Below are 25,188 nucleotides of genomic sequence, written 5' to 3'. Positions count from 1 at the left end.
GGCTAGGCTGGTCGGCTGCGAAGTTCCGCACTCGATGTTGGCCCACGGAAGGCATTCGCATGACGTCGCGATTCACCATCGAGCCTCTCATCGTGCCCGAGGCGCCGGGCGCAGCCGGCTGGGAGGACTTCGAGGCGGCGAACGCCGTGCGCAACGTCTGCGAGGCGGTGGCCTATGGCACCGATGATCTGGGCTACAGGGCCGATGAGCTGCTCCCGATGTGGCGCAACACCGAGTTCGATCCTAAGCACGGCCTCATCGCCCGACTGGACGGAGCCGTCGTCGGCCGCGCCGTGTGCGACACGCTCGCAGACCCGGCGTCGACGCATGCCTGGCTCGAGGTGCTGGTGCGTCCGGAGGCGCGGGGCATCGGCATCGGATCCGCCCTCAGCGATGCGATCGAACAATTCGCCACCGATGACGGGCGATCGACCTTCATCGTGTACGCGGCCTCACCGGATGCCTCCGGCCCCCGCCTTGACGCGCCGACGGGCTTCGGCTCGGTCCCGCTGGAGAATCGCGAGGTGCGCTTCCTCCTCGACCGCGGCTACCGGCTCGAGCAGCTGAACCGCGGAAGCCGACTGGCGCTGCCGGCGGATCCCGAGGCGCTGCGCAGACTCGAGGCCGACACCGTCGTGCATGCTGCATCCGACTACGACGCCCTCACCTGGATCGGCTCGACTCCACCGCGATACCGCGCCGACCTCGCCAGGCTGCACACGCGCATGAGCACGGATGCCCCGACCGCGGGCCTGCAGGAACCGGAAGACGTCTGGACTGAGGCACGCCTCGATGCGGAGGACGCCTCGCGGGAGTCCTCCGACCTCGTCCCGCTGACGGCAGCCGTGGTGCATCGCGGCAGCGGCGCCTTGGTCGCCTTCTCAACCTTGCTCGTGCCGTCCGAGCCGACCCGAGCGATCACCCAGGACGACACCCTCGTGCTGCGCGAGCACCGCGGACACCGTCTGGGCACGCTCGTGAAGCTGGCGAATCTGAGGGCGCTCGAGCGCGCCTTTCCGGGGCATCCGTCGATCATCACCTTCAATGCCGAGGAGAACCGCCCGATGCTCTCCGTGAACGAGGCGATGGGCTTCCGTCCGATCGGCTACGAGGGCGCGTGGAGGCGCGACGTCGCCGGCGTCTGAGCGGGTGTCCGGGGGCGCCGCAGTCGCTGGCAGGGGGGACAGAGGTGGCTGCCCCGGTTCATGAACTGCTCCCGCACGATCGTGGTGCCGCATCGCGGGCACGGCAGCCCTTGCCGCCCGTAGACGTTGAGGGAGTGCGAGAAGTAGCCGGAGGCGCCGTTGACATTGACGTACTGCGCGTCGAAGCTCGTTCCGCCCTCGGCGAGTGCCTTGGCGAGCACGTGGCGTACCTCGGCGAGCAGTGTGCGTGCGCGGGGCAGCGTCAGGGAGTCGCCGGGCTGTTCGTAGTGGATCTTCGCCGCCCACAACGCCTCATCGGCATAGATGTTGCCGATGCCGCTCACGAGGCGCTGGTTTAGCAGCGCGCGCTTGACCCCGCTGCGCGTGCGCCGCAGGGCGCGGAGGAAGGCGGCGTCGTCGAAGGCCGGGTCCAGCGGATCGCGCGCGATGTGGGCGACCTGGGCCGGGATGAGGCTCTGCCAGGGTCCCTTGGCACGCCCGGAGAATCCCGCGGCGAACCCGTCGGACGTGGGCATCATCGCGTCGATCGCCATCGACCCGAAGATGCGCTGGTCGACGAAGTGAAGCCAGAACTCGCCGAGATCCGGATGCTCGAGGTGCAGCCGGATGCGCAGCAGCCCGCTCTCCTGCCGGCCGGGCTCGCGCAGCAGCACCTGCCCGCTCATGCCGAGGTGCGCCACGAGGGCGTCGCCGCTGTCGAGGGGAACCCAGAGGAACTTGCCGCGACGCACCGCCGCGAGCAGGCGCCGGCCCTCGAGCAGTTCGACGAAGCCGCCGCGCGCCTGCACATGCCGCCTCAGCGACCGGGGCTCGAAGACCTCGACCCCCGCGATGAGCGCGCCCGTGACGGCCGGTTCCAGTCCGGCGCGTACCACCTCCACCTCGGGAAGTTCGGGCACGGCGACTCAGCGCTCGACGGGACGGGCGTGGTTCAGCAGCGACCACGCCTGCAGTGCGGCAGCCATCTCGGCATTCTTCTTGCTCGTGCCCTCACCGGTTGCGATGGTCTCGCCCACGCTCACGGTGGCCAGGAAGATCTTCGCGTGGTCGGGTCCGCTCTCGGTGAGCACGTAGACCGGCGCGCTGGCGCCGATGCGGGCGGCGCTCTCCTGCAGGCTCGTCTTGGGGTCCATCGCCGCGCCGAAGCGAGCGGGATCGGCGAGCAGCGGCTGGATGAGCTCGAGCACGAAGCGCGTCGCGGCATCCTGGCCCGAGTCCAGGTAAACCGCTCCGATGATGGCCTCCACCGTGTCCGCGAGGATGGAGGGCTTGGCCCGTCCACCGGTCTGCGCCTCGCCGCGGCCCAGCCGGATGAACCGGCCGAGACCCAGGCCGTCGGCGATCTCGGAGAGCGCGACGCTCGAGACCAGGCTCGCCCGGCGCTTGGCGAGGTCGCCCTCGCTGAGTTCCGGGTGGTCGCGGTAGAGCATCACCGTCACGGCCTGCCCGAGCACGGAGTCCCCGAGGAACTCCAGGCGCTCGTTCGTGGGGATGCCGCCGTGCTCGTAGGCGTACGAGCGATGGGTCAGCGCAAGCTCGAGAAGCCCGTCATCGATATCGATGCCGAGCTTCTCGAGAAGTTCTGCCCGTGGTGCTTCCGGTGCGATCATCGGTGCGCGTGAGGGCGGCGGGGGTTGCTCGACCTAGACGTCGGCGACCTTGCGACCCTTGTACTCGAGGAACAGCGGGGTTCCCGCGGAGTCCTCGACGACCTTCGCACGGTGCGGAAGGCTGTAGGTGACCTTGCCGTTCTCGACGGTCTTGACCAGGGCGGGAACCTCGGCCTTCCACTGCGAGCGGCGTGCGTGCGTGTTGGCGCGTGACTTCTTCCGCTTGGGAACAGCCATGACTATCTCTCTTTCTTCGGTTCAGCGGGCGCCGGGGCGCCGGCGCTGATGTCTGAGGAAGCTTCCAGGCCCGCAAGCGCGTCCCAGCGCGGGTCGCGCTGTGCTCGTGCGATGAGTTCGGGATGATCGGCCAGCCGCAATCCGGTCTCGGGATCGAGACCGGGGCAGTCAGGCCGGCAGACCGGCTGGAACGGCAGTGCGAGCACCACCGCATCCCTGACAAGAGGTTCAAGATCCACGTGGTCGTCTTGAACCTCAAACTCGAAAGCTTCCTCACGAGAATACGCGAAAAGCTCCTGAAACTCGACTTGGACACTCAGCTCGATGTCAGTCAGGCATCGACCGCACTCTCCCGCGGCCGTCGCGGAGGCCTCGCCCGAGGCGAGGATGCCCTCGTGCACGGACTCCAGACGCAGGTCGACGTCGATCCAGTCGCCGGCCTTCACCGCCACGAGCCCCTCGCCCAGATCCTCGTCGACGGGGATGCTGAAGTGCTGTTCGCGCATCTCGCCCGGGCGGTGCACGAGGTCGCGAACGTTGACCTTGTACGGCGTCTTCTCGATCTTGCTCACCCCCCGATTCTACCGGCGGTGGCACGCGCATCAGGCCGGTGTGGCGGCGCTCGCACTCCCCGGCCCGAACGCCGCCGGTCGCAGCGAACGCGGAAGCAGCGCAGCACGCAGCCGCGCCGGCCACGTGGCACGGGAACGCACGGCGGCGAGCACGAGGTCGAGGTCGCCGAGCAGTCCCGACGCGTCGCGGGCCGCGGCCTCCGGCGGTGCGTACCGTTCACGCTCCACCGCGACGAGCAGACGCTCCACGCTGTCGGCGAGGCCCGCATCCGCCGAATCGAGGCCCACGATGCGGTGCGCGAGGTGCCGCGCGGTCTCGGTGTCGGGAACGGCATGGCCGTAGTCGGATGCCGTGTCGGCCACTTCGCGCCACAGCAGTTCCGGCGAGCCACGGCCCCGTCGCACCCGCCGCCGGCGAGCGAACCGCACGCCCTTGCGAACCAGGAACGGCAGCAGGAGCAGCAGGAGCACGCCGACCACGATGCCGCCGATTTGCAGCACGCCCACGAGACTGTCCGTCCACGAATCCGTGGTGCTCGAGACGTCGCCGTGCTGGTTGCGCTGCTGCTCGGCGCGCTCCTGCGCATCCGTCTGCGTCGGCGGCGCCGTGGTCGTACCCGCCGCCGCCGCTGCCCGCGCGTAGTCGGGGATGGAACCACGACCGGTCGTGGGCTCGAAGCTGACCCACCCGGTCCCCGGGAAGTAGAGCTCGGGCCAGACGTGCAGGTCGTGCGAGGACACGTTCCAGCGGGTGTTGCCCTGGAAGGAGTCGCGCGTCGCCTCGCCGGGCAGGTAGCCGAGGGCGAGCCGGGCCGGGATGCCGAGCGTGCGGGCCATCACCGCCATCGTCGAGGCGAAGTGGATGCAGTACCCCTTCTTTACCTGCAGGAACTGTGCGACGATCTCGAGGCTGCCACCGTCGTAGCCCTCATCGACCGGCGCTGTCGTCGAATAGGCGAAGGCGGTGCTGCGCAGGTAGCGCTGCATCGCCACGGCAGCGTCGTAGGGATTGTCCGTTCCGGCTGTCACGTCGCGGGCGGTCTGGGCGATGACCTCCGGTGTCTGCTCGGGCAGCGCGACCTTCGAGATCACGTCGGCGGGATATTCCGTGCCCGCCTGGCGCAACTGGTCGGCCGTCGGCGCGACGGCGAGGCTCTTGACGGTGTAGTCCTGCCCGCGGGTCGTGGCCCGGTCGCTCGAGACGGTGAGGGCGTCCGCATCCCAGTTCCAGCTGCCCCCGAGGCCCGCCACCGAGGTCGCCGGGTACGGCACAGGCAGCCAGGAACTGACGACCCCGTCGACGTGGACCGAGGTCTTCACCTCTTCGCGCTTGACGTCGTCGTCGGTCAGCCCGCGGGCCGGCCCGATGCGCTCAACGGTGTTCGCGGGGTCGACGGCACCGTGGCCGGCGACCCAGTCGCGATCCTCCGAGAACTCATCCAGCGTGAGCAGCTTGAAGTAGGGCTGGCGGTCCGCATCCGTGCTGTAGTGCAGTGCGAGGGTCTCCTCGGGTCGGCGAAGGTCCTGTCCGAGGTCGATGAGGGGACTGACGCCGGCTCCGAAGAGCACGCCGGTGGACCGCGACTGCAGCAGGGTGGAGTCCGAGAGAGCCGGGGTCGCCACCGAGAGCACGAGTGCGCCGACGACGCCGATCACTCCCACCCCGAGCGAACCCCACACCGGCCCCGGTCCCTGACGCACCGGACCGACGCTGCGCGGAGCCGCGCGTCCCCGTTCCGGTGACGCCGCCTCCTCGGCTCGGCGCAGGCGCACGTCGACGCGCAGGACGAGCAGGTAGGCGGCCGCCGCCACGACGAGCATCCACACATTGGCGCCGGCCTTCGTCACGAGGGCGGGAACGGCCATGGGGATGAGCACGAGGATGCCGGCGATGGCCGGGGAGCGCAGGATGACGCCGACGACGTCGAGCGCGATGGCGATGAGTCCGGCGCCCACGGCGAGCAGGAAGACGATGCCGGGATAGGGGACGGCGGGAACGGCCTGCTGCTGGATCGAGAGCGTGCCGGCATCCGCGAGCGATCCCCACGTCTGGAAGGTTCCGGGCGTGGGGATGAGCCAGAGCAGGCCGGTCCCGTTGCCGAAGAACAGCGTGAGCACGACGATGAGCACGCCCGCTGCGCCGAGCGGCACGAGGGCCGGCGACCAGTTCAGCTTGCGGAAGAGGGCGGAGCACACCAGGGTGATGCTCGCGACCGCCGCCATCACCCACCACCACGACGCTCCACGCAGCACGGGACCGAGGGCCATCGATCCGATGAGCAGCAGCAGCAGGAGCGCGAGCGTCAGCGGCCAGTAGGGCCGGCCGCGGGTCGCGAACAGGGAACGGGTCTCAGACCGGCTCATGCACGCTCCTCCCCGTACGATCAAGGCTCGCCCACGCCGCGGCGATCCCCCGCACGGTGCGCACCGGCACGCAGGTCCAGCCGCCGTCCTCCAGGCGCTCCACGAGCGCCGGGGCAACGGTCTCCGTCACGAACGCCACGGCGGGGTCGCAATAGGGCCGCAGCGCCACCAGCTCACGGCACTCGCGCTCATCGGGATCCACGAGCACGGCGAAGGCCGGGATGCGCACGGTGGGATTGCGCACCGCGCTCCCGGGCGACTCGGGGAGGTCGGAGCCGACTCGGCCGCCGCGGGGAACGGACAGGCCGGCCAGTCCCTCGAGGAACTCGCGGTCCCCCGCCGGCACCCGGTAGGTGGTGGGGGCATCGCCCCGCAGTCCCCCGCGTACCCGCTCGGCGGCCGGCGAGAGCTGACTCGGGCCGGTTTCGACGACGTCGAGGCTGAAGCCGGCCTCGAGCAGGTGGATGCCGACGGATGCCGCCATCTCGAGCGCGAGCTCGAACGCGGCCTCGAGGCGGGCGCGTCGGTCGGGCAGCGCCCCGCCGGCGCGGGAGCCGGCGCCCGACAGGCTCGTGTCGATGATCATCCGTGCCTCGGGATTGCTGCGCTGCTCCTCCTGCCGCACCATCAACTCGCCGTGGCGCGCCGTGGCCGGCCAGTTCATGCGCCGCAAGGGGTCGCCCGGACGGTACTCGCGGGCGATGAGCTCATCGGAGTTGGGGTTCGTGTGCCGCAGCAGCTCATGCAGCGAGCCCTCGCCGCTCGTCAGCGAGAGGGCGTTGCCCGGCAGCGCGGTGACGCGCGGTGTCACGACCAGGTCGTGCGCCTCCCCCAGAACCTGCTCGCCCGTGGCCAGGCTGAACGGGTCGCTGCGGAAGATGACCAGCGGACCGATGCCGAAGATGCCGCGCCGGCGCGGCGTGAGCGTGTACTCCAGCCGAGCCGTGTCGCCCTCATCGGGGCGACCGTGCCGGCCCAGGCCCGGCAGAATCGTCTGGCCGGGCACCGTGATGCCGGGCTCTGCGGAGTCGCGCCAGCGCGCCCCGTAGCTCGGCCGTGCCGAGAGGTTCTGCACCACGAGAGCGACGACGCTCTCGCTTCCGGCCACCACGATGGGCGGGCTGAAGCTGCGCGTGACGTGCATCCGCAGCCGGCGCACGAGCACGTAGCCCATGGCGACGACCGGCACGGCGATGAGGAAGCATCCGATGAAGAGGGCGTCGCGACGCTCGAGGAAGAGCCCGTACAGGAACAGCAGGGCCCCGGCCGAGAGGAAGACGACCCCGCGCAGCGTCGGCCGCGGCCACCACGGCCGCTGCGAACGATCCCGTGCCGTCATCTCGGGCTCAGCCCCGCTTCTGGTTTCCGAGTGGCACCGGCGTCTGGGAGACGATGCGCTGCACGATCTCCTCGATGAGCGCCGCCGTGTCGGCGTGGTGGTGGCCGAGCGCCCGGCTGGTGGGCACGAGGCGGTGGCCGAGCACCGCGACGGCGAGGTCGTCGATGTCGTCGGGGAGCACGAAATCGCGACCGTGCAGCGCGGCGTGAGCCTTCGCCGCGCGCACCAACTGGAGGGTGGCGCGCGGCGAGCCGCCGAGGCGCAGGTCGCGGTCCTCGCGCGTGGCACGAACGAGGTCGACGGCGTACTCCTTCACGCCGGGAGCGGCGAAGACGGCGCGCGCCGCGGCCATCATGGCCTGCAGTTGCGAGAGCGTGACGACCGCGTCCAGGCGCTCGAGCGGGCTCGTGAGGTCGCGGGTCGTGAGCATCTCGAGCTCGTTCTCGCTGTCGGGGTAGCCCATCGAGATGCGCGCCATGAAGCGGTCGCGCTGGGCCTCGGGGAGCGCGTAGGTGCCCTCCATCTCGATGGGGTTCTGCGTGGCGACCACGGTGAACGGCGAGGAGAGCGGGTAGGTCGTGCCGTCGACGGTGACCTGGCGCTCCTCCATGCACTCCAGCAGCGCGGACTGGGTCTTCGGCGATGCCCGGTTGATCTCATCGCCGATCACGATGTTCGCGAACACGGCGCCCGGCTTGAACTCGAACCGGCGCTCCGCCTGGTTGAACATCGAGACGCCCGTGACATCCGACGGCAGCAGGTCGGGGGTGAACTGGATGCGGCTGACGGTGCAGTCCACCGACTTGGCGAGCGCCTTCGCGAGCATCGTCTTGCCGACGCCCGGCACGTCCTCGATCAGCAGGTGCCCCTCGGCGAGCAGCACGGTGAGTGCGGTGCGCACGGCCCCGTGCTTGCCGGCGATGACCGACTCGACGTTGCCCATGATGAGCCGGGCGTGGTGGTTGACCTCCTCGAGCCCCATCGCCTCGGTGTCGTCGCTCGGGGCGACGGAGGAATCGGTCGGGATGCGGGTGGCGTAGCTGTTCATCGTAAAGATCCCTGGAGGAAATCGGCGACGGCGGCGGGCACGTAGGGGGCGACGTCGCCACCAAGTGAGGCCACCTGTCGCACGAGCGAGCTGGAGACGAGGGCGTGTGCTGGGTCGGGGAGCAGGAAGACGGTCTCGACGCCTGCGAGGTTGCGGTTGACGATCGCCATGGGCGTCTCGTAGGCGACGTCGACCTGGGAGCGCACGCCCTTCACGAGAACGCTGGCTCCGACATCGGTGCAGTAGTCCACGAGCAGGCCCATGCTCCAGGATGCGACGATCACGTTGCCGCCGACGCCCGCGTCGGCGATGGAGCGCTCGAGCAGGCTCACGCGCTGGGCGATGGGGAGCAGGGCGCTCTTCTCGGGATTGTGCACGACGAGCACGTGGAGTTCGTCGTAGAGACCGGCTGCGCGCGCAATGACGTCGAGGTGACCCAGTGTGACGGGGTCGAATGAACCGGGAACGACAGCGATCCTGCGCATGTTCCTCACATTAGCGCGGGCTCAGGGGCACACCGCTGGGGTTCCCGTGTGAATCCTCAACATCCGCTCCCCCTGTTCAGGAGGCGGTGCAGGCTGCGGCATCCCGCCGCGCGTGGCGGCGGCGCCACGATGGCGACCGACGGGGCCGCATCAACCCTTGTTCAGGAACTCGCGTTCGGATTCATCGAGCCTGCGCTCCACCGCAGTGCGCAGCGCCGGGAGGGCGGCGAGCTCGGGATCGTCGGCGATGATCGCCTCGGCGGCCTCACGGGCCTCCACGATGAGGTCGCCGTCGCTCGCCACCCGCAGCAGTCGCAGTGAGGAGCGTCCCCCGGACTGCCGCTGGCCGAGCACGTCGCCCTCACGCCGCAGTTCCAGGTCGGCCTGCGCCAGCTCGAACCCGTCGAGCGTGGCGGCGACCGCCTCGACGCGCTCGCGCGCGAGGGACTCCGCGGGGGCCCGCGTCACGAGCAGGCAGACGCCGGCGGCCGTGCCGCGACCGACGCGCCCGCGCAACTGATGCAGCTGCGAGACGCCGAACCGGTCGGCGTCGAGCACGACCATGGTCGACGCATTGGGCACGTCGACGCCGACCTCGATCACGGTGGTGGCCACGAGCACGTCGATGCGGCCGGCGGCGAAGGCGCGCATCACGTCATCCTTCTCATCGCCCGACATGCGGCCGTGCAGCGCCTCGATGCGCCGGCCGGCGAGCGCCGGCGTTCGCCGCAGCTCCTCGAGCACCTCGACGACGGAGGCGATCGGCACGGTGTCGGAGGGCTCGCCCTCTGCCTCCTCGAGGCTCTCCCCCTCTTCGCCCTGCTTGGACTCGATCGCCGGGCACACGACGAACGCCTGTCTGCCCAGTGCGAGCTCCTCAGCGGTGCGCTGCCACACCCGGCCGAACCAGGTCGGCTTCTCGGCGAGCGGCACGACGTGGGTCTCGATGCCCGCCCGGCCCTTCGGCAGCTCACGGATGACGCTCACGTCGAGGTCTCCGAACACGGTCATGGCCACCGTGCGCGGGATGGGCGTGGCCGTCAGCACGAGCACGTGCGGCGGCGTGCTGCCCTTCAACCGCAGCGCCTCCCGCTGGTCCACTCCGAACCGATGCTGCTCGTCGATGACGACGAGGCCGAGGTCGTAGAACCCGACCGAGTCGCCGAGCAGGGCATGGGTGCCCACGACGATGCGCGCCTGTCCCGAGACGACGCGCAGCATGGCCTGCCGGCGGTCGGCTGTCGGCATCTGGCCGGTGAGCAGCGTGGGCATGAGCTCGGGTGCCAGATCGGGGCCCAGCGCCCGCGCGATCGAACGCAGGTGCTGGGCGGCAAGCACCTCTGTCGGAGCCAGCAGGGCGGACTGCCCTCCCGACTCGGCGACGGCGAGCATGGCCCGCAGGGCGACAAGCGTCTTGCCGGAACCGACCTCGCCCTGCACGAGCCGGTTCATCGGGGAGGATGCCGCAAGGTCGGCGGCGATCTCGGCGCCGGTTCGCACCTGGTCGCCGGTGAGCGCAAACGGCAGGCGGGCGTCGAAGCGCTCCAGCAGGCCGCCGGCACGCGGTATGCGGGGCTCCCCGACGAGCGTCCTGCGGCGTGCGCGTTCCTGCACGAGGGCGGCCTGCAGCACGAAGGCCTCGCCGAATTTGAGGGTCTCCCGTGCCCGCTTCCAGTCGGCATCCGTGGTCGGCCGGTGGATGGCCTCGTACGCCGCGCGCGCGTCCAGCAGCCGCCGTTGCCGGCGGAGGGTCTCGGGGATCGGGTCGTCGACGGGGCCGAGGTGATCGAGCACGTCGACGATCGCACCGGCGATCTTCCAGCTCGCCACGGTGCTCGTGGCCGGGTAGATGGGGATCGGAGTCTCGGTCCAGCGTCGAGCGGTCTCGGGATCGGTGGACCGCTCCTCGTCGGTCAGCAGCTGGTAGTCGGGATGGGCGAGCTGGCGCCCGTTCTTGTAGGCGCTCACCTTGCCGGCGAAGATGCCGCGCACGCCGGGTCGCAGCTGCTGGTCGCGCCATGGCTGGTTGAAGAAGATGAGCCAGAGTATGCCCGTGCCATCCGAGATCTCGACCTCGAGGATGCTGCCCCGCCGCGCCTTCATGGGGCGGGACCTGACCTGCCGCACCTCGGCGACGATCGTCACGTTCTCGTTGAGGGGAAGCTCGGCGAGCGGGCTCAGCTCGGCCCGCCGGGCGTAGCGCCGCGGGTAGTGTGCGAGCAGGTCAGCAACCGTGCGGATTCCGAACGCCTTGCCGAGCGCGCCGGCCATGGCCGAGGAGAGGAGGGTGCTGAGAGCGGTGTCCATGCCGAGAGGAACCGCCCCCGCTGCGGAGGACCTCCGGCTCGTCGCTGTCACGATTCGATGCTAGGCGCTCGGGCGGACATCGCGTGCGACGGTGGCGGGGCGTTCGCGCCGGTAGGCTCGTGCCACCATGACACGCATCGTCTCGGGGTTCGCCGGCTCGCTCGCTCTCGCGGTTCCCCGCAGCGGCACGCGGCCGACGAGCGACCGCGTGCGCGAGGCGATCTTCTCGGCGCTCGAGGCGCGGGACGCCCTGACTGACGCCGTCGTGTTCGACCTGTACGCCGGTTCCGGTGCTCTCGGGCTCGAGGCGGTCAGCCGGGGTGCGGTCTCCGTGGTGCTCGTCGAGCGCTCCACCCCCGCGGCGGCCCTCTGCCGTCGCAACGCGGATGCCGTGCGTCGTGCCGCGCCGAAGGGCCACGAGCCCCGCATCCGGGTGGCGACGCAATCGGTGCAGGCCTTCCTCGACACCGAGGGCATGGCCGCCGACCTCGTCTTCATCGATCCGCCCTACGACCTGCCCGAGCCGGAGCTCGCACGAGCCCTGCACAGCCTGGCCGGCCGACTGACCGAGGGAGCCGTGGTCCTCGTGGAGCGCAGCACCCGGTCGCCGGAACCGCGCTGGCCGGCCGGCATCGCCCTGGATCGGCACAGGAAGTACGGCGAGACCACGCTGTGGTGGGCGACCGCACACGCAGAGCCCGACTCCGCCGGACCGGACGGGCCTCAGCCGGCCGCGCCGTCCCAGTCCGCGTAGGGATCCCAGCCGGCCGGCGCGCGTGGCACGCCGTCCACGCTCAGCACGCCCGCATCCTCAGTGACCCGCCCGATGCGCCGGAAGGGTTCCGGCAGGGCGTCGCGCGCCGGGAAGGTCGCGAGCAGGCCGTGGTCCTCACCGCCGCCGAGTGCCCTCTCCGGGTCGACTCCGAGAGCCGCCGACGAGAGGTCGATGCCGACCCCGCTGGCGCGGGCGATGCGGGTGGCGTCCAGGGCGAGACCGTCCGACACGTCGAGCATGGCCGTCGCGCCGGCCTGCGCGGCGATCACGCCGGCGCCGATCGGCGGACTCGGCGCGAGCTGGGCGGCCAACGGACCGGGGTGCCGGGCTCGCAGCGCGTCGGCGAGGCCCGCATCCGGCCGTCCGTCGGCATCCGTCGCCTCGGCGAAGAGCAGGGCGAGGCCGAGTGCGGCCGCGCCGAGGGTGCCGGCGTAGGCCACGACATCGCCCGAACGCGCCCCGGAGCGCAGCACGGGGGGCCGGCCCTCGAGGTCGCCGAACGCCGTGACCGCGAGCGTGAGGGTGTCGGATGCGGAGAGGTCGCCTCCCACCACGCCGCATCCGGGTGCGAGCGCCGCGCAGGCCTCGCGCAGTCCGTCGGCGATGCCCTCGAGCACGGCGACGCCGAGCGTCACCGGAGCCGCGATCGCGACGACGAGGGCGGTGGGCCGGGCTCCCATGGCCGCGACATCGGAGAGGTTGGTCGCCGCCGCCTTCCAGCCCAGCTCGAACGGAGTCGACCAGGCCAGCCGGAAGTCGGGGCCGTGCACCATCATGTCGGTCGTGACGACGTACCGGGAATCGGGCGCCGAGAGCACTGCGGCGTCATCCCCGGGGCCGATGATGGCGGCGTCGGCGGCCGGAAGTCGCGGGAAGATGCGCGAGAGCGCCTGGAGCTCGTGCACCTCGCCGATGCTCGGGGAGGCGCTGCGCTCAGGGAGGTCCACGGTGAACACGCTAGCCTGAACGGGATGTCTTCCCGCTCACTCGCGACCCGCTTCGCCCTCGCCAGTGCTGCGGCACTGGCGGCGCTCGCCCTCAGCGGCTGCGCCGCCGCCGTCTCCCTCGAGCCGGCGGCAGACGCATCCTCCGCCGCCTGCGCCGACGTCGTCGTGCGACTGCCGCAGAGCGTCGCCGACCAGCCGGAGCGGGAGACGGATGCGCAGGGCACCGGAGCGTGGGGCGACCCCGCTGCCGTGCTGCTGCGCTGCGGGGTACCCACCCCCGGACCGACGACCGCCGCGTGCGTCAACGTGAACGGCGTCGACTGGATCGAGGACGACTCGGACGCCCCGCGCTACCGGTTCACGACCTACGGCCGCACTCCGGCCGTCGAGGTGATCCTCGACTACGACGAGGTCAGCGGCGCGACGACGCTCACCGACCTCGCCCAGGCCGTCTCGATCCTGCCGCAGGACCGGAAGTGCACCGACGTCGACGACATCCCGACCCCGACCGCCACGCCCTGACCCAACGCCCGGATGCGGCGTTGCGCCACTTCCACGGCCGTTGCGCCAGATGTTCTGGCGCAACACGCCCCGAAGTGGCGCAACAGCGGGCGCTGGGCGAGGCGGGGCGGGTCAGCCGACGCGCGTTCCGCGCGCCACGGCGACCTCGATGAGTTCCGTGATGAGCTCGGGGTAGCTCAGCCCCGAGTTCAGCCAGCACGTCGGGAACATCGAGATGGGCGTGAAGCCCGGCATCGTGTTGAGCTCGTTGACGACGAAGCCCTGCTCGGTGAGGAAGAAATCGACCCGCGCCAGTCCCTCTCCGCCGATGGCGTCGAAGGCGCGCACCGCCAGATCCTGCATCTCGGCGAGCTGCTCGTCGGTCAGGTCGGCCGGGCAGACGAGTTCGACGCCGGGCGCGTCGAGGTACTTCGCCTCGAAGTCGTAGAAGTCACGCCCGGTCACGATCACCTCGCCGGCAGCACTCGAGGCGCGCGCGGCATCCCCCGGCCGGCCGCCGAGCACGCCGATCTCGACCTCGCGCCCCACGACGGCGGCCTCGATGAGCACCTTGTCGTCTTCGTTGAACGCGAGAGCCAGGGCCGCGTCGAGCTCGTCGGGATGCGACACCTTCGTCACTCCGACGCTCGATCCGGCGCGGGCCGGCTTGACGAACACGGGCAGGCCGAGCGGTTCGATGCCGGCACGCACACGAGCGGAGTCACTCGCCCACTCGCGGGAGGTGAGGCTCAGCCACGGCGCGACGGCGATGCCGCTGTGCTGCAGCACCGACTTGGTGAACTGCTTGTCCATGCCCAGGGAACTGGCCAGCACGCCCGATCCGACGTAGGGAAGGCCGACGAGCTCGAGCATCCCCTGGATGGTGCCGTCTTCTCCGAAGGGCCCGTGCAGGATGGGGAAGACGAGGTCGATCTCGCCGAGCGAGCTCCTCTCCCCTGCCGCGTTCACGACGTGCAGGGTGCGGGATGCGGTGCTGTCGGGCCACAGCACGCGCGTGCCGTTGTCGAGCACCTCGGGCAGCGCCTCGGGATCGAGCGCGAACCGGCTCGCGTCATCCGCTTCGAGCACGAACGCGCCCTCTCGGGTGATGCCGACGGGGATGACGTCGTAGCGTTCCCGGTCAATCGCCGAGAGCACTCCCCCCGCCGTTGCGCAGCTGATCGAATGCTCGCTTGAGCGACCGCCAAAGAGCAGCACCACCCTGAGTCGATCGGTCATCGAGGCTCCTTTCGCCCTGCGGCTCGTCGGAATCGGTCGTGAGGTGAGGGGCGATGTCGCGCGGGGCCAGCGTGCCGGCGAGCACCTGCCGAACCTGCTCGACGATGGGCATGTCGACGCCCTTCGCCTTCGCGAGCTCGAGCACGGGGCCGACGGATGCCAGTCCCTCTGTCGTCTGCTTCATCTGCTTGACGACATCGGTCATCGAGAGTCCCTGGCCGAGCAGGCGGCCGGCGGTGTTGTTGCGCGAGAGCGGCGATTGGCACGTCGCGATGAGGTCTCCGAGGCCGGCGAGCCCCGACAGCGTCTCGACCTGGGCGCCGTGCGCGACCGCGAAGTCCGTCATCTCGACGAGGCCGCGGGTGATGATCGACGCCTTGGTGTTCTCGCCATAGCCCACGCCGTCGACGATCCCGATGGCCACGGCGATGAGGTTCTTCAGCACACCGCCGAACTCCGTGCCGATGACGTCGACGTTGACGAAGGTGCGGAAGTACTTGGTGGCGGCCACGAGTGCCACCGCCTGCGCCGTCTCGAGGCTCGTCGACGCCACGACCGCCGCGGTCGGCTGCTCCTTGGCGATCTCGAGCGCGAGGTTGGGGCCCGAGACGACCGCGATGCGGTCCTCGGTGATGGGAAGGCTCGCGGCGATGACCTCGCTCATGCGCAGGTCGGTGCCCTTCTCGACGCCCTTCATGAGCGAGACGACGACGGCGTTCGCGCCGAGGTAGGGCTCGGCGGCGGCGAGCGTGGCCCGCAGCGACTGGCTCGGCACGGCGAGGTAGACCTGTTCGGCGCCGGCGAGCACGAGGTCGAGGCGGGCGGATGCGCGCAGGGTCACGGGAAGGTTGACGCCGGGCAGGTAGTCGGAATTGCGCTTGGCCTCGTGGATCTCGCGCGCCAGTTCCGGCCGGCGGGCCCAGATCATCACGTCGGCGCCGCCATCGGCGAGCACCTTCGCGAAGGTGGTTCCCCAGCTTCCTGCTCCCAGCACCGCCACGCGCATCCGTCGTTTCGCGACGGGCTTGGCGGGCCTAGCCATCGAAGCGGCCCGTCTCGGTCTGCTCGTGCAGCGATGGGTCCCAGCGCTCGGCGGGGGCCGCCTCATGACGCAGGTCGGCGAGCAGCGCGGCGATGGAGTTCATGACCACGTTCGTGGCATCGATGAGCAGGGCCGGCTCGAGCGGCCGGTCCTGGAAGGGGCCGAGGTCGATGGGGTCGCCGAAGATGACGTCGACCGGCTTGCGGCCGAACAGGTGCAGCTTCTTTCCGTACCGCGGCATGAGAGCCTGGGCGCCCCAGTGCGCCATCGGCACGATCGGGATGCCGCGCTCGAGCGCGATCCGCACGGCGCCCGTCTTCCCGCGCATCGGCCACATGTCAGGGTCGCGCGTGAGCGAGCCCTCGGGGTAGACGACGATCATGCGGCCCTTCGCCACGAGCTCCTCGGCGGCCTTGATCGCCCGATGGCCGGAACTGCCGTGCCGGTCGACCGGGATCTGCCCGCTCGCGCGCAGCAGCATCCCGATCACGGGCACGTCGAACAGCGACGCCTTCGCGAGGAAGCGCGGGACGCGGCCGAGCTTGTAGGCCGCGACCCCCACGACGATCGGGTCGATCTCGCTGTAGTGGTTGGGGGCCAGCACGAACGCGCCCTCATTCGGCAGCTTCTCGGTGTCGTGGAACCGGTAGTTCACCGAGACGTTGAAGATGGGCAGCACGACGCCCGCGAGGAACCAGAAGATCGAGGGCGTTCGCGTCTCGCGACGGTTGCGGCGCTGCAGGGCGGTGCGGGGCATCCGCCTATTATCCTTCGAGGACGAAGTCCGCCCCGAGCAGGCGCAGCTTCGTGATGAAGTTCTCATAGCCGCGCGCGATGATGCCCACATTGGAGACCGTCGAGGTGCCCTCCGCCGAGAGCGCCGCGATGAGGTGGCTGAACCCACCCCGCAGGTCGGGCACCTCGATGTCGGCACCGTGCAGGGGCGTCGGGCCGACCACGACCGCCGAGTGGTTGAAGTTGCGCTGCCCGAAGCGGCACGCCTGGCCGCCGAGGCAGTCCTTGTGCACCTGGATGGTGGCGCCCATCTCGATGAGGGCGTCGACGAATCCGAAGCGCTGCTCGTACACCGTCTCGTGCACGATCGAGACGCCCTGCGCCTTGGTCAGTGCGACCACGAGGGGCTGCTGCCAGTCGGTCATGAAGCCGGGGTGCACGTCGGTCTCGATGAACACGGGGTTCAGCGGGGTGCCGGGGTGCCAGAACCGGATGCCGTCGTCGTGGATCTCGAACTGGCCGCCGACCTTGCGGTACACGTTGAGGAAGGTGAGCAGCTCGCTCTGGCGCGCTCCGCCGACGAAGATGTCGCCCTCGGTCGCCAGCGCGGCAGCGGCCCAGCTGGCCGCCTCGTTCCGATCGAACAGAGCCCGGTGGGTGAAGCCCTCGAGGCGGTCGACGCCCTCGATGTGGATCACGCGGTCGGTGTCGACCGTGATGATGGCGCCCATCTTCTGCAGGATGTTGATGAGATCCATGATCTCGGGCTCGATGGCCGCACCGGAGAGCTCGGTCGTGCCCTCGGCGCGTACGGCGGTGAGCAGCACCTGCTCGGTCGCACCGACGCTCGGATAGGGCAGCGAGACCTTCGCACCCTTGAGGCCGTTGGGAGCAGACATGCGGATGCCGCTCGGCAGCTTCTCGACGACGGCGCCGAACTTGCGCAGCACCTCGAGGTGGTAGTCGATCGGGCGGTCGCCGATGCGGCATCCGCCGAGGTCGGGGATGAAGGCCTCGCCGAGGCGGTGCAGCAGCGGGCCGCAGAACAGGATCGGGATGCGGCTCGAGCCGGCGTGCGCGTCGATGTCGGCGAAGTGCGCGCTCTCGACGTTCGACGGGTCGAAGATGAGTTCGCCCTCTTCGACGCCCTGCACGACGTTGACGCCGTGCACCTCGAGCAGCCCGCGCACGATGCGCACGTCGCTGATGTTCGGCACGTCCTTCAGAACGCTGGGCGTCTCACCGAGCAGGGAGGCGACCATGGCCTTCGTGACGAGGTTCTTCGCGCCCTTCAGCTCGATGCGTCCCCGTAGCGGCTTTCCGCCGTGGATCGTGATCCTGTCGACGGCGAGCCCAACGGCGGTGCCATGGTTGCGTGCGTCTTCACCGAGCGTATTCAAGCGTTCTCCAGCTGTACTTTCTGCTTCACCGGCAGGGTTCGGGGCCGCCACCGCTCTCGGTGAGCCTCGAATTGCTCGATGCTCTCTTCGTCGCGGAGGGTCAGCCCGATGTCATCGAGCCCTTCCAGGAGCCGCCACCTAGTGTAATCGTCGATGTCGAAGCCGACGCTGAGCGCGCCGATCGACACTGTCTTGGCAACCAGATCGACGGTGGCTTCTATTCCCGGCTCCGCCTCGATCGCTGCCCAGAGCCGCTCGATGTCGGTCTCGGCGACCTCCCCGGCGAGCAGGCCCTGCTTGCCGGAATTGCCACGGAAGATGTCGCCGAAGCGCGGGCTCAGCACCACGTCGAAGCCGAAGTCGCGCAGCGCCCAGACCGCGTGTTCGCGAGAGGAGCCGGTGCCGAAGTCGGGACCGGTGATGAGGATGCGCGCGCCTGCGTAGGCGGGCCGGTTGAGCACGAAGTCGGGGTCCTGGCGCCAGGCGGCGAAGAGCGCGTCCTCGAAGCCGGTCTTGGTGACCCGCTTGAGGTAGACGGCCGGGATGATCTGGTCGGTGTCGACATTGGAGCGGCGGAAGGGGACGGCTGTCCCGGTGACGGTCTCGAACTTCTGCATCAGCGCACCACCCCTTCGCTCTCGCCGACGGATGCGGTCGACGCTCCCGCCGCCTCCAAGTCCCACGGGCTCGAGAGGGTGCCACGCACTGCCGTCGCGGCCGCGACGAGCGGCGAGACCAAGTGCGTGCGTCCGCCCTTGCCCTGCCTGCCCTCGAAGTTGCGGTTGGAGGTCGAGGCGCAGCGCTCCCCCGGAGCCAGCTGGTCGGGATTCATGCCGAGGCACATCGAGCAGCCCGCGAAGCGCCACTCCGCACCGAACTCGGTGAAGACCTTGTCGAGCCCCTCGGCCTCGGCCTCGAGCCGCACTCTGGCCGACCCGGGGACGACCATGACGCGTACGCCGTCGGCCTTCCTCCTGCCCTGGATGACGGAGGCGAAGGCGCGCAGGTCTTCGATGCGGCTGTTGGTGCACGAGCCCATGAAGACGGCGTCGACGTGCACGTCTTTCAGCGGCGTGCCCGCCTCGAGATCCATGTACTCGAGGGCACGCTCGGCGGCCGCACGCTCGTGCGGGTCGGCGAAGGCTGCGGGATCGGGAACCGACTCCGAGAGCGAGACGCCCTGCCCGGGGTTGGTGCCCCAGGTCACGAACGGCTCGAGCTCGTCGGCGTCGATGAACACCTCGGCGTCGAACACGGCGCCCTTGTCGGTGTGCAGCGTGCTCCAGTAGGCGACCGCCTCGTCCCAGTCCTCGCCGGCCGGGGCGTGCGGGCGGCCCTTGACGTACTCGAACGTGGTCTCGTCGGGGGCGACCATTCCGGCTCGCGCGCCGGCCTCGATCGACATGTTGCAGATGGTCATGCGGCCATCCATCGACAGCGCACGGATGGCACTGCCGCGGTACTCGAGCACATAGCCCTGACCGCCGCCGGTGCCGATCTTGGCGATGACGGCGAGGATGATGTCCTTCGCGGTCACCCCGGGGCGCAGCGAGCCCTCGACGTTGATCGCCATCGTCTTGAAGGGCTTCAGCGGCAGGGTCTGCGTCGCGAGAACGTGCTCGACCTCGCTCGTGCCGATGCCGAAGGCCATCGCTCCGAAGGCGCCGTGCGTCGAGGTGTGCGAGTCGCCGCAGACGACGGTGATGCCCGGCTGGGTGAGCCCGAGCTGCGGGCCGACGACGTGCACGATGCCCTGCTCCACGTCACCGAGGGAGTGCAGCCGGATGCCGAACTCCTCGGCATTGCGGCGCAACGTCTCGATCTGCGTGCGGCTCGTCAGGTCGGCGATCGGCCGGTCGATGCCGATGGTGGGCGTGTTGTGGTCTTCGGTCGCGATCGTGAGATCGGGGCGGCGCACGGGGCGCCCGGCCATCCGTAGGCCGTCGAAGGCCTGGGGGCTCGTGACCTCGTGCACGAGGTGGAGGTCGATGTAGATCAGGTCGGGCTCGCCGTTGCTGCCCTTCTTGACCAGGTGGGCGTTCCAGACCTTCTCGGCCAGGGTCAGCGGTGCCTCGGAGGCGTTCTGCTGGTTCATTCGCATTGCACTTTCGTCTCTACGGATTCAGCCGGCGGGAAACTCCGCGACGAGGGTGGCCTGTCAGAACGAGGTCTCGTCGCGGCATCCAAGAAGAAGCTGAGGAGTGCGCAGCACGAGGCAAGAGTACCACCCCGTGCTCAGCGCGACTCTCCCGCCGGCCCCGCAACGGCGCGCACTTCGAACTCGCCCAGACGGATGAGGGCTCCGGGCACGAGCCCCACGCCCAGGCCGGACGCGATCTCCTCGTCGGCGACCGTGACGCCGTTGGTGGAGTGCAGGTCGGTCACGACGAGCGCTCCGTCGCGCACCTCGATGAGGGCGTGCGTCTTGGATACCGAGCGCGCGGGATCGCTGACCGCCACCGGCACTGCGTCCGGGCTCTCCTCGGGGGCTACGGGCCGCCGCCCGAGCACGAGGCGACCCTCGACGGCCACGTTCTGACCATCGGCGAGTTCGAGCCTCCAGGCGAGGGGTTCGGATGCGCGGGTCGGGGTGGGTGCGGTGGGAGGCGCGGCCGCGACAGGAGGGGCGGGCGGCGGCGCTGCGGGCGGCGCAAAGGGCGGCGCGGCGAAGGGCGGCTTCTGGGCGGGAAGCGGGGTCAGCGGCGCGGCGCGCACCGGAGACGCCGGCACGCGGATGTCGCGTCGCTCGACCGTGGAGGAGTCCTCGTGCGGGGCGTCGCGGGGCGCGAGCACGCCCGGCGGCGGAACGATGAACCCGTCTCTCTCCACGCCAGCCACCCTACGTCACCGCGGCTTCCGCGGGGAGGAGTGGCGCACGCGGTAACGGGCGACGAATCGGCGCAGCGGCCCAGCAGCCAGGTAGACCGCGGCGACGGCGGCGTCGACGTTCCTCCACTGCTGCTCGACCTGCTCGGCAGGCACGTCCTCGCCGTTGAAGACCGTGCGATCGACCTCGTCGGCGAGGGTCGTGAGACCCACGGCAGACCCCGTCTTCGCAAGGCCCTCGTCGGCGCACTGCTGCTCGAGAGCCGCCGCGACCTGGCGGCGCGAGGCGGGCGCGGGTACCGTCAGGCCGATCTCCTCGAGGCGATCGGTGAGCTCGGTCCAGGCGCCTGCGGCACGTCGATCCGCGGAGGGCGCGCGCTCGCGCCGTCGCCGCCGGACGGCTTTGCGCAGGGCGGCGATGCCGAGGGGAACGAGCAGCACGAGCAGGGGGATGCCGAGAACCGCCGCCGTGACCCAGACCCATGCCGGGATGATGATCGGCGGCTTCTTCTTCTTGTCGTCGGACTTGTCGATGTCGACCGTGGTCAGCAGCTGGTCGTCGGCGCTCTCATTGCGCGGGGGCTGGCGCACCTGCGGCTGTGGCTGCGACTTGGGCTTGGGAACCTGGTCCTGCGGCACGTCGGTCTGGTCGGGGGTCGGGAAGAAGGGCACCCAGCCCACGCCCTCGAAGGGCACCTCGACCCACGCGGTCACGTCGGAGCCCTTGACGTTCACCGGGGAGCCGTCGGTGATCTCGGGAGCGAAGCCCATGACCACGCGGGCGGGATAGCCGAAATGGCGGGCCATGAGGGCCATGGCCGAGGCGTACTGCTCCTCGTCGCCGACCATCTGGCTGCGGGTGAAGAGCTCGCTCATGCGATCGGCGCCGTGCCCGGCCCGCGAGGCCACCGCATCCGACGCCAGGCCGTGGCTGAGGAAGCCGCGCGACTTCAGCGCCTTCTCGATGTTCGCCAGGCGGTCGATGGGCGTCGTGGCGTCGCCGGCGAACTCGACGGCCTTCGCGACCAGCACGTCGGGCACGTCTTCGACGGCGGGCACCTCGATGCGGGCGACCGGCACCTTCTCGAGCGCACCCGCGTCGACCTCGCGCTGCACCTCGGCGGTGACGTCGTAGCTGTTGCCGGCGTGGAGCCCGCTCGTGAGCACGGCCGTCCCACTGTCGGGGTTGTACCGGATGTCGCCGCGACGCGCCTCGGAGTCGGCGTCATCGAAGTGCAGCCCGCGCGGGTAGCCGACGCTCGGCATCCACACGTCGTCGTAGTCCTTCACGGTGATGCGTGCGTCGCGCCGGCCGGCGACTGTTGCCAGGTCGGGCGCCGGCAGCGTGGAGCCGACGATCTCGAAGCCGCCGTCTCCCTTCGCGCTGTCCTCCGGTCCGGCGACGTTCCAGAGTCGGCCCGTGTAGGCGTCCATCGACGCGAGACGGATGCGATCGCCGGCCTGCAGGCCCATTGCGGTGAACACGGTGTCGTCGCGCATGACCTTGGTGTACTTGCGGAAACCGGCGAGCGGACTGGAGAAGTCGACGGGGTCGAAGGGCGGCACGATCTCATCGCGCAGCACGAAGCGGGCAGCGGCCGGCGGCGCCGTCAGCACGGCCGAGCCGAGGCCGATCACGACGGCACCCGCGATGACCGAACCGATGCCGATCAGCCGGCTCGTGCGCAGCCGGCGCGCCGCTTCCGGGGATGTCGAGGTCGGTGTCGACCGCATCCGCCAGCCGATCCAGGCCAGGGCGATGACGGCGAAGACGATGCCGCGCACCGCCGCGAACACCGGCTCACGTGTGCCCAGCAGGATGCCGCACAGATAGAGCAGCACAGGGCCGATGAGGATGACGGCCGCCCGCACCGCTCCCCGTCGACGAGGAAGCCAGACGAGGGTGAGCACGGCGCCGACGAAACCCACCAGCCACGCGGCGAAGTACGGAACGACCGCGACGTAGTACGGCGCCTCGACGGGCGTCTGCACGGTCAGGATGTCGGCCCAGCCGAAGACCGGACCGATGACCAGGCCCGCGAGGGTCTCGGGAGTCGGCACCAGCACGGCGATCGCCTGGCCCGGCATGGTGAGCGAGCCGAGCAGGAGGTAGGCGAGCAGTCCCGTGAGCGTCGTGGTCAGCACGCCCAGGCGCAGGGAGAACGCCAGCAGCCCCGCCCCGATGCCGACGAGGATGCCGAAGCACGCCCCGAGAAGGAAGTTCGCGCCCCCGTAGGCGGTCTCGAACCCGAGCACCCCGATGACGGAGAGTACGGCGAGCACCCCGAGGTCGACGAGCGACGACGTCGAGGGACGGCGGAAGGCGGCGCTCATGCGAGCCTCCCGAGAACCCGCGGCAACTCGGGCAGGTCGCTGATGGTGAGCACGGCCATGCCCGCGAGCGAGGCGACGCTCGCGGCGGACGAGCGGTCCACCCGGACGACCACGACCCGGGCATCGCCGAAGAGCAGCTCGACGGCCCGCAGCTCCGCGACCGGGGTCTGCGAACCCGCCACCACGAACACGACACTCGGGGCGGGCAGGCGGGCGGTCGACGTGCGGGCGAATTCGCGCACAGAGGGGTAGCGCCGCTGCACTCCCACCAGCCGGGAGCAGTCATCGAGCAGGGCGACCGGTGTCGCCGTCGAGAGCGCACGCTCGTCGGTGACGACGGAGAGCGGAATGCCGTCGCGCATGAGCTGCAGTGACAGCGACGCCATGGTCGAGACGGCGAGCTCGAACTCTTCGTCGTCGGCGTAGGAGGAGCGCTCCGTGGTGTGCACGATGGTCAGGTTCATGCGCCGGGTCTCCTCGAACTGGCGCACCATGAGTGCTCCGGTGCGCGCCGAGGTGCGCCAGTGCACGTTCCGCAGCGGGTCACCCGGCTGGTAGGGCCGCAGCGCGTGGAACGAGATGTCGTTGTCGGTGATGACCTTGGTGATCTGGCCTTCCAGGTCGCGGATGAGGCCGGCAGCAGAGGGGGCGAGGCGCGTGGTCACGGGGTGGACGAACAGTTCGACCGGGTCTGCCCAGCGCACGGTGCGCCGCAGCAGCCCGATGTGGTCGCCCCGCACCGAGATGGCCGGTCCTGCGATAATGACGGCCCGCTTCTGGGTGGGAACGGCGAAGAGCTCCTCGTGCTCTGCGCCGGGCTGCAACGGCGGCACCAGGAAGTCGGCGACCCCGGCGCCCACGGGCAGTTCCATGCGCGAGGGAGACGATGCCTTCGAGGCCGTGTTGGTCACGCTCATGCGACCGTAGGCCCGCTCCCCCGCGATGACGCGGCGCGGTTCCAGGTCGATCGCCACCCGGAAGCGCGCGCGCCCGAACAGGAAGACCGCGCTGACGAGGAGAGCGCCGACGAGCGTGAATCCGAGATAGCCGAACTCGACCCAACCGAGCACGAAGCAGACCGCGAGCGACACCGCGGCGCTCGCGAGCACGAGCCATCCGGCCCTCGTGATCACGGAGGTCACCGGCAGGATGAAGCGCTGCACGGCCGACACGACCTGCGCCGCGCCCTCACCGACGCGCGCGTCGAACGCGCGCGCCGAGTCCCGCAACGCACGCAGGGCGTAGCGGGACTGGCCGCGAGGCGGCGAGGACGATGCGGGAGAACTCATGCCGCGCGGTACACCGGGGGTTCGATCTCGACGAGCACGTCGGAGACGATCTGCGTCGCCGTCACCCCGGCGAAGTCCGACTCGGGGTCGACGATGATGCGGTGCGCGAGCACCGGGATCGCCAGTTCGCGCACGTCGTCGGGGGTCACGTAGGTGCGTCCCTGGGTGAGCGCCCAGGTCTTCGCGGTCCGCGCGAGCGCGAGCGCCCCTCGCATGCTGACACCCAGGCGGGAATCCTTGTGCTCCCGCGTTCCGGTGACGATCTCGTTGAGGTAGCCGATCACCGAGGCCTCGACGTGCACCTGGTGCGCCAGGTTCGACATCGCATCCACCGACTCCGAGGCGATGATCGGCGAGACCATCGATGCGCGGGCGCGATTGGACGAGTCCAGCAGCAGCGTGACCGCCGTGTCGTGGTCGGGGTAGCCGAGGCTCGTCTTGATCAGGAAGCGGTCGAGCTGCGCCTCGGGCAGCGTGTAGGTGCCCGCCTGCTCGACGGGGTTCTGGGTCGCGATCACCATGAAGGGAGCACCGACCGGGTAGCCCACGCCGTCCACCGTCACCCGGGACTCCTCCATGACCTCCAGCAGCGCACTCTGGGTCTTCGGGCTCGCGCGGTTGATTTCGTCGGCGAGCACGATCGAGGCGAAGATGGGCCCCTTGTGGAACTCGAAGACGCCCTTGCCCTGGTCGTAGATGGTGACGCCGGTCACGTCGGAGGGCAGAAGGTCGGGGGTGAACTGGATGCGGGAGTTCGTGCCGTCGATCGTGTTGGCGAGGGCCTTCGCGAGAACGGTCTTTCCGGTTCCCGGGAAGTCCTCGAGCAGCACGTGGCCTTCGGAGAGCAGCGCGGTCACCACGAGCTTGATCACCTCGCGCTTGCCCAGGATGGCCTGGTCGATGTTGTCGATGAGGCGCTCGAAGGCGCTCGCGAACCAGTCCGCCTGCTCTTGGGTCAGTGCCATGCTCGTG

General features: G+C 70.3%; 23 protein-coding genes. 3 read left to right on the top strand and 20 right to left on the bottom strand.

What is annotated here, in order from left to right; genetic code table 11:
* Window positions 1-59: 59 nt before the first annotated feature.
* On the top strand, window positions 60-1,145 hold the full coding sequence (locus WDJ51_RS05605) for a GNAT family N-acetyltransferase (RefSeq protein WP_337851450.1): 1,086 nt from the start codon (window positions 60-62) through the stop codon (window positions 1,143-1,145).
* On the opposite strand, the gene mutM is transcribed toward WDJ51_RS05605, so the two are convergent.
* The 9 genes from mutM to WDJ51_RS05560 all read right to left on the bottom strand — a co-directional run bounded on the left by mutM (window position 1,106) and on the right by WDJ51_RS05560 (window position 11,128).
* The gene (gene mutM, locus WDJ51_RS05600) at window positions 1,106-2,065 is read right to left on the bottom strand and encodes a bifunctional DNA-formamidopyrimidine glycosylase/DNA-(apurinic or apyrimidinic site) lyase (protein WP_337851449.1); all 960 of its coding nucleotides are present in this window, start codon (window positions 2,063-2,065) and stop codon (window positions 1,106-1,108) included. The two genes, WDJ51_RS05605 and mutM, sit on opposite strands and share 40 nt — an antisense overlap.
* 6 nt (window positions 2,066-2,071) lie before the next feature.
* Window positions 2,072-2,776, bottom strand: a complete 705-nt coding sequence (gene rnc / locus WDJ51_RS05595; RefSeq protein ID WP_337851448.1) for a ribonuclease III — start codon at window positions 2,774-2,776, stop codon at window positions 2,072-2,074.
* A gap of 33 nt (window positions 2,777-2,809) precedes the next feature.
* Window positions 2,810-3,013, bottom strand: a complete 204-nt coding sequence (gene rpmF, locus WDJ51_RS05590) for a 50S ribosomal protein L32 (RefSeq protein ID WP_337851447.1) — start codon at window positions 3,011-3,013, stop codon at window positions 2,810-2,812.
* A gap of 2 nt (window positions 3,014-3,015) precedes the next feature.
* Window positions 3,016-3,585: a YceD family protein gene (locus WDJ51_RS05585; protein WP_337851446.1), complete on the bottom strand. Its 570-nt coding sequence runs from the start codon at window positions 3,583-3,585 to the stop codon at window positions 3,016-3,018.
* A 30-nt stretch (window positions 3,586-3,615) separates the two neighbouring features.
* Window positions 3,616-5,949: a transglutaminase family protein gene (locus WDJ51_RS05580; protein ID WP_337851445.1), complete on the bottom strand. Its 2,334-nt coding sequence runs from the start codon at window positions 5,947-5,949 to the stop codon at window positions 3,616-3,618.
* A complete protein-coding gene (locus tag WDJ51_RS05575) occupies window positions 5,936-7,288 on the bottom strand; it encodes a DUF58 domain-containing protein (RefSeq protein WP_337851444.1) in 1,353 nt (450 codons plus the stop codon). The genes WDJ51_RS05580 and WDJ51_RS05575 overlap by 14 nt, the downstream gene beginning before the upstream one ends.
* A gap of 7 nt (window positions 7,289-7,295) precedes the next feature.
* The gene (locus WDJ51_RS05570) at window positions 7,296-8,336 is read right to left on the bottom strand and encodes an AAA family ATPase (protein ID WP_337851443.1); all 1,041 of its coding nucleotides are present in this window, start codon (window positions 8,334-8,336) and stop codon (window positions 7,296-7,298) included.
* A complete protein-coding gene (gene coaD, locus WDJ51_RS05565; protein WP_337851442.1) occupies window positions 8,333-8,821 on the bottom strand; it encodes a pantetheine-phosphate adenylyltransferase in 489 nt (162 codons plus the stop codon). The genes WDJ51_RS05570 and coaD overlap by 4 nt, the downstream gene beginning before the upstream one ends.
* Window positions 8,822-8,971: 150 nt before the next feature.
* On the bottom strand, window positions 8,972-11,128 hold the full coding sequence (locus WDJ51_RS05560) for an ATP-dependent DNA helicase RecG (RefSeq protein ID WP_337851511.1): 2,157 nt from the start codon (window positions 11,126-11,128) through the stop codon (window positions 8,972-8,974).
* Between the two features lie 127 nt (window positions 11,129-11,255).
* On the opposite strand from WDJ51_RS05560, the gene rsmD reads away from it, so the two are divergent.
* Window positions 11,256-11,882, top strand: a complete 627-nt coding sequence (rsmD, locus tag WDJ51_RS05555; RefSeq protein WP_337851441.1) for a 16S rRNA (guanine(966)-N(2))-methyltransferase RsmD — start codon at window positions 11,256-11,258, stop codon at window positions 11,880-11,882.
* On the opposite strand, the gene thiL is transcribed toward rsmD, so the two are convergent.
* Window positions 11,852-12,859, bottom strand: a complete 1,008-nt coding sequence (thiL, locus tag WDJ51_RS05550; protein ID WP_443218459.1) for a thiamine-phosphate kinase — start codon at window positions 12,857-12,859, stop codon at window positions 11,852-11,854. The two genes, rsmD and thiL, sit on opposite strands and share 31 nt — an antisense overlap.
* Window positions 12,860-12,874: 15 nt before the next feature.
* On the opposite strand from thiL, the gene WDJ51_RS05545 reads away from it, so the two are divergent.
* The gene (locus WDJ51_RS05545; RefSeq protein WP_337851439.1) at window positions 12,875-13,372 is read left to right on the top strand and encodes a DUF3515 family protein; all 498 of its coding nucleotides are present in this window, start codon (window positions 12,875-12,877) and stop codon (window positions 13,370-13,372) included.
* Window positions 13,373-13,483: 111 nt separating this feature from the next.
* On the opposite strand, the gene WDJ51_RS05540 is transcribed toward WDJ51_RS05545, so the two are convergent.
* The 10 genes from WDJ51_RS05540 to WDJ51_RS05495 all read right to left on the bottom strand — a co-directional run bounded on the left by WDJ51_RS05540 (window position 13,484) and on the right by WDJ51_RS05495 (window position 25,181).
* Window positions 13,484-14,590, bottom strand: a complete 1,107-nt coding sequence (locus WDJ51_RS05540; protein ID WP_337851438.1) for a D-alanine--D-alanine ligase family protein — start codon at window positions 14,588-14,590, stop codon at window positions 13,484-13,486.
* Window positions 14,493-15,632, bottom strand: coding sequence for an NAD(P)H-dependent glycerol-3-phosphate dehydrogenase (locus WDJ51_RS05535; protein ID WP_337851437.1), 1,140 nt, complete (start codon window positions 15,630-15,632; stop codon window positions 14,493-14,495). Before WDJ51_RS05535 ends, WDJ51_RS05540 begins: the two co-directional genes overlap by 98 nt.
* Entirely contained in the window at window positions 15,625-16,389 is a 765-nt protein-coding gene (locus tag WDJ51_RS05530) for a lysophospholipid acyltransferase family protein (RefSeq protein WP_337851436.1), read from the bottom strand. Before WDJ51_RS05530 ends, WDJ51_RS05535 begins: the two co-directional genes overlap by 8 nt.
* Before the next feature lie 7 nt (window positions 16,390-16,396).
* A complete protein-coding gene (gene murA, locus WDJ51_RS05525) occupies window positions 16,397-17,767 on the bottom strand; it encodes a UDP-N-acetylglucosamine 1-carboxyvinyltransferase (protein ID WP_337851435.1) in 1,371 nt (456 codons plus the stop codon).
* Window positions 17,764-18,384: a 3-isopropylmalate dehydratase small subunit gene (leuD, locus tag WDJ51_RS05520; protein ID WP_337851434.1), complete on the bottom strand. Its 621-nt coding sequence runs from the start codon at window positions 18,382-18,384 to the stop codon at window positions 17,764-17,766. The genes murA and leuD overlap by 4 nt, the downstream gene beginning before the upstream one ends.
* On the bottom strand, window positions 18,384-19,868 hold the full coding sequence (gene leuC, locus WDJ51_RS05515) for a 3-isopropylmalate dehydratase large subunit (protein WP_337851433.1): 1,485 nt from the start codon (window positions 19,866-19,868) through the stop codon (window positions 18,384-18,386). Before leuC ends, leuD begins: the two co-directional genes overlap by 1 nt.
* Window positions 19,869-20,002: 134 nt before the next feature.
* On the bottom strand, window positions 20,003-20,596 hold the full coding sequence (locus WDJ51_RS05510) for an FHA domain-containing protein (protein ID WP_337851432.1): 594 nt from the start codon (window positions 20,594-20,596) through the stop codon (window positions 20,003-20,005).
* A 15-nt stretch (window positions 20,597-20,611) separates the two neighbouring features.
* Window positions 20,612-22,927, bottom strand: a complete 2,316-nt coding sequence (locus WDJ51_RS05505; protein ID WP_337851431.1) for a transglutaminase domain-containing protein — start codon at window positions 22,925-22,927, stop codon at window positions 20,612-20,614.
* On the bottom strand, window positions 22,924-24,216 hold the full coding sequence (locus WDJ51_RS05500; protein WP_337851430.1) for a DUF58 domain-containing protein: 1,293 nt from the start codon (window positions 24,214-24,216) through the stop codon (window positions 22,924-22,926). Before WDJ51_RS05500 ends, WDJ51_RS05505 begins: the two co-directional genes overlap by 4 nt.
* Window positions 24,213-25,181 (bottom strand): AAA family ATPase, encoded by a 969-nt coding sequence (locus WDJ51_RS05495; RefSeq protein ID WP_337851429.1) that lies wholly within the window; start codon window positions 25,179-25,181, stop codon window positions 24,213-24,215. The genes WDJ51_RS05500 and WDJ51_RS05495 overlap by 4 nt, the downstream gene beginning before the upstream one ends.
* Window positions 25,182-25,188: the final 7 nt, after the last annotated feature.

Source organism: Rathayibacter sp. YIM 133350 (genome assembly GCF_037404875.1).
In the GTDB taxonomy this organism is placed as follows: Bacteria; Actinomycetota; Actinomycetes; order Actinomycetales; family Microbacteriaceae; genus Orlajensenia.
This window is presented reverse-complemented; position numbering and strand designations above follow the sequence as displayed.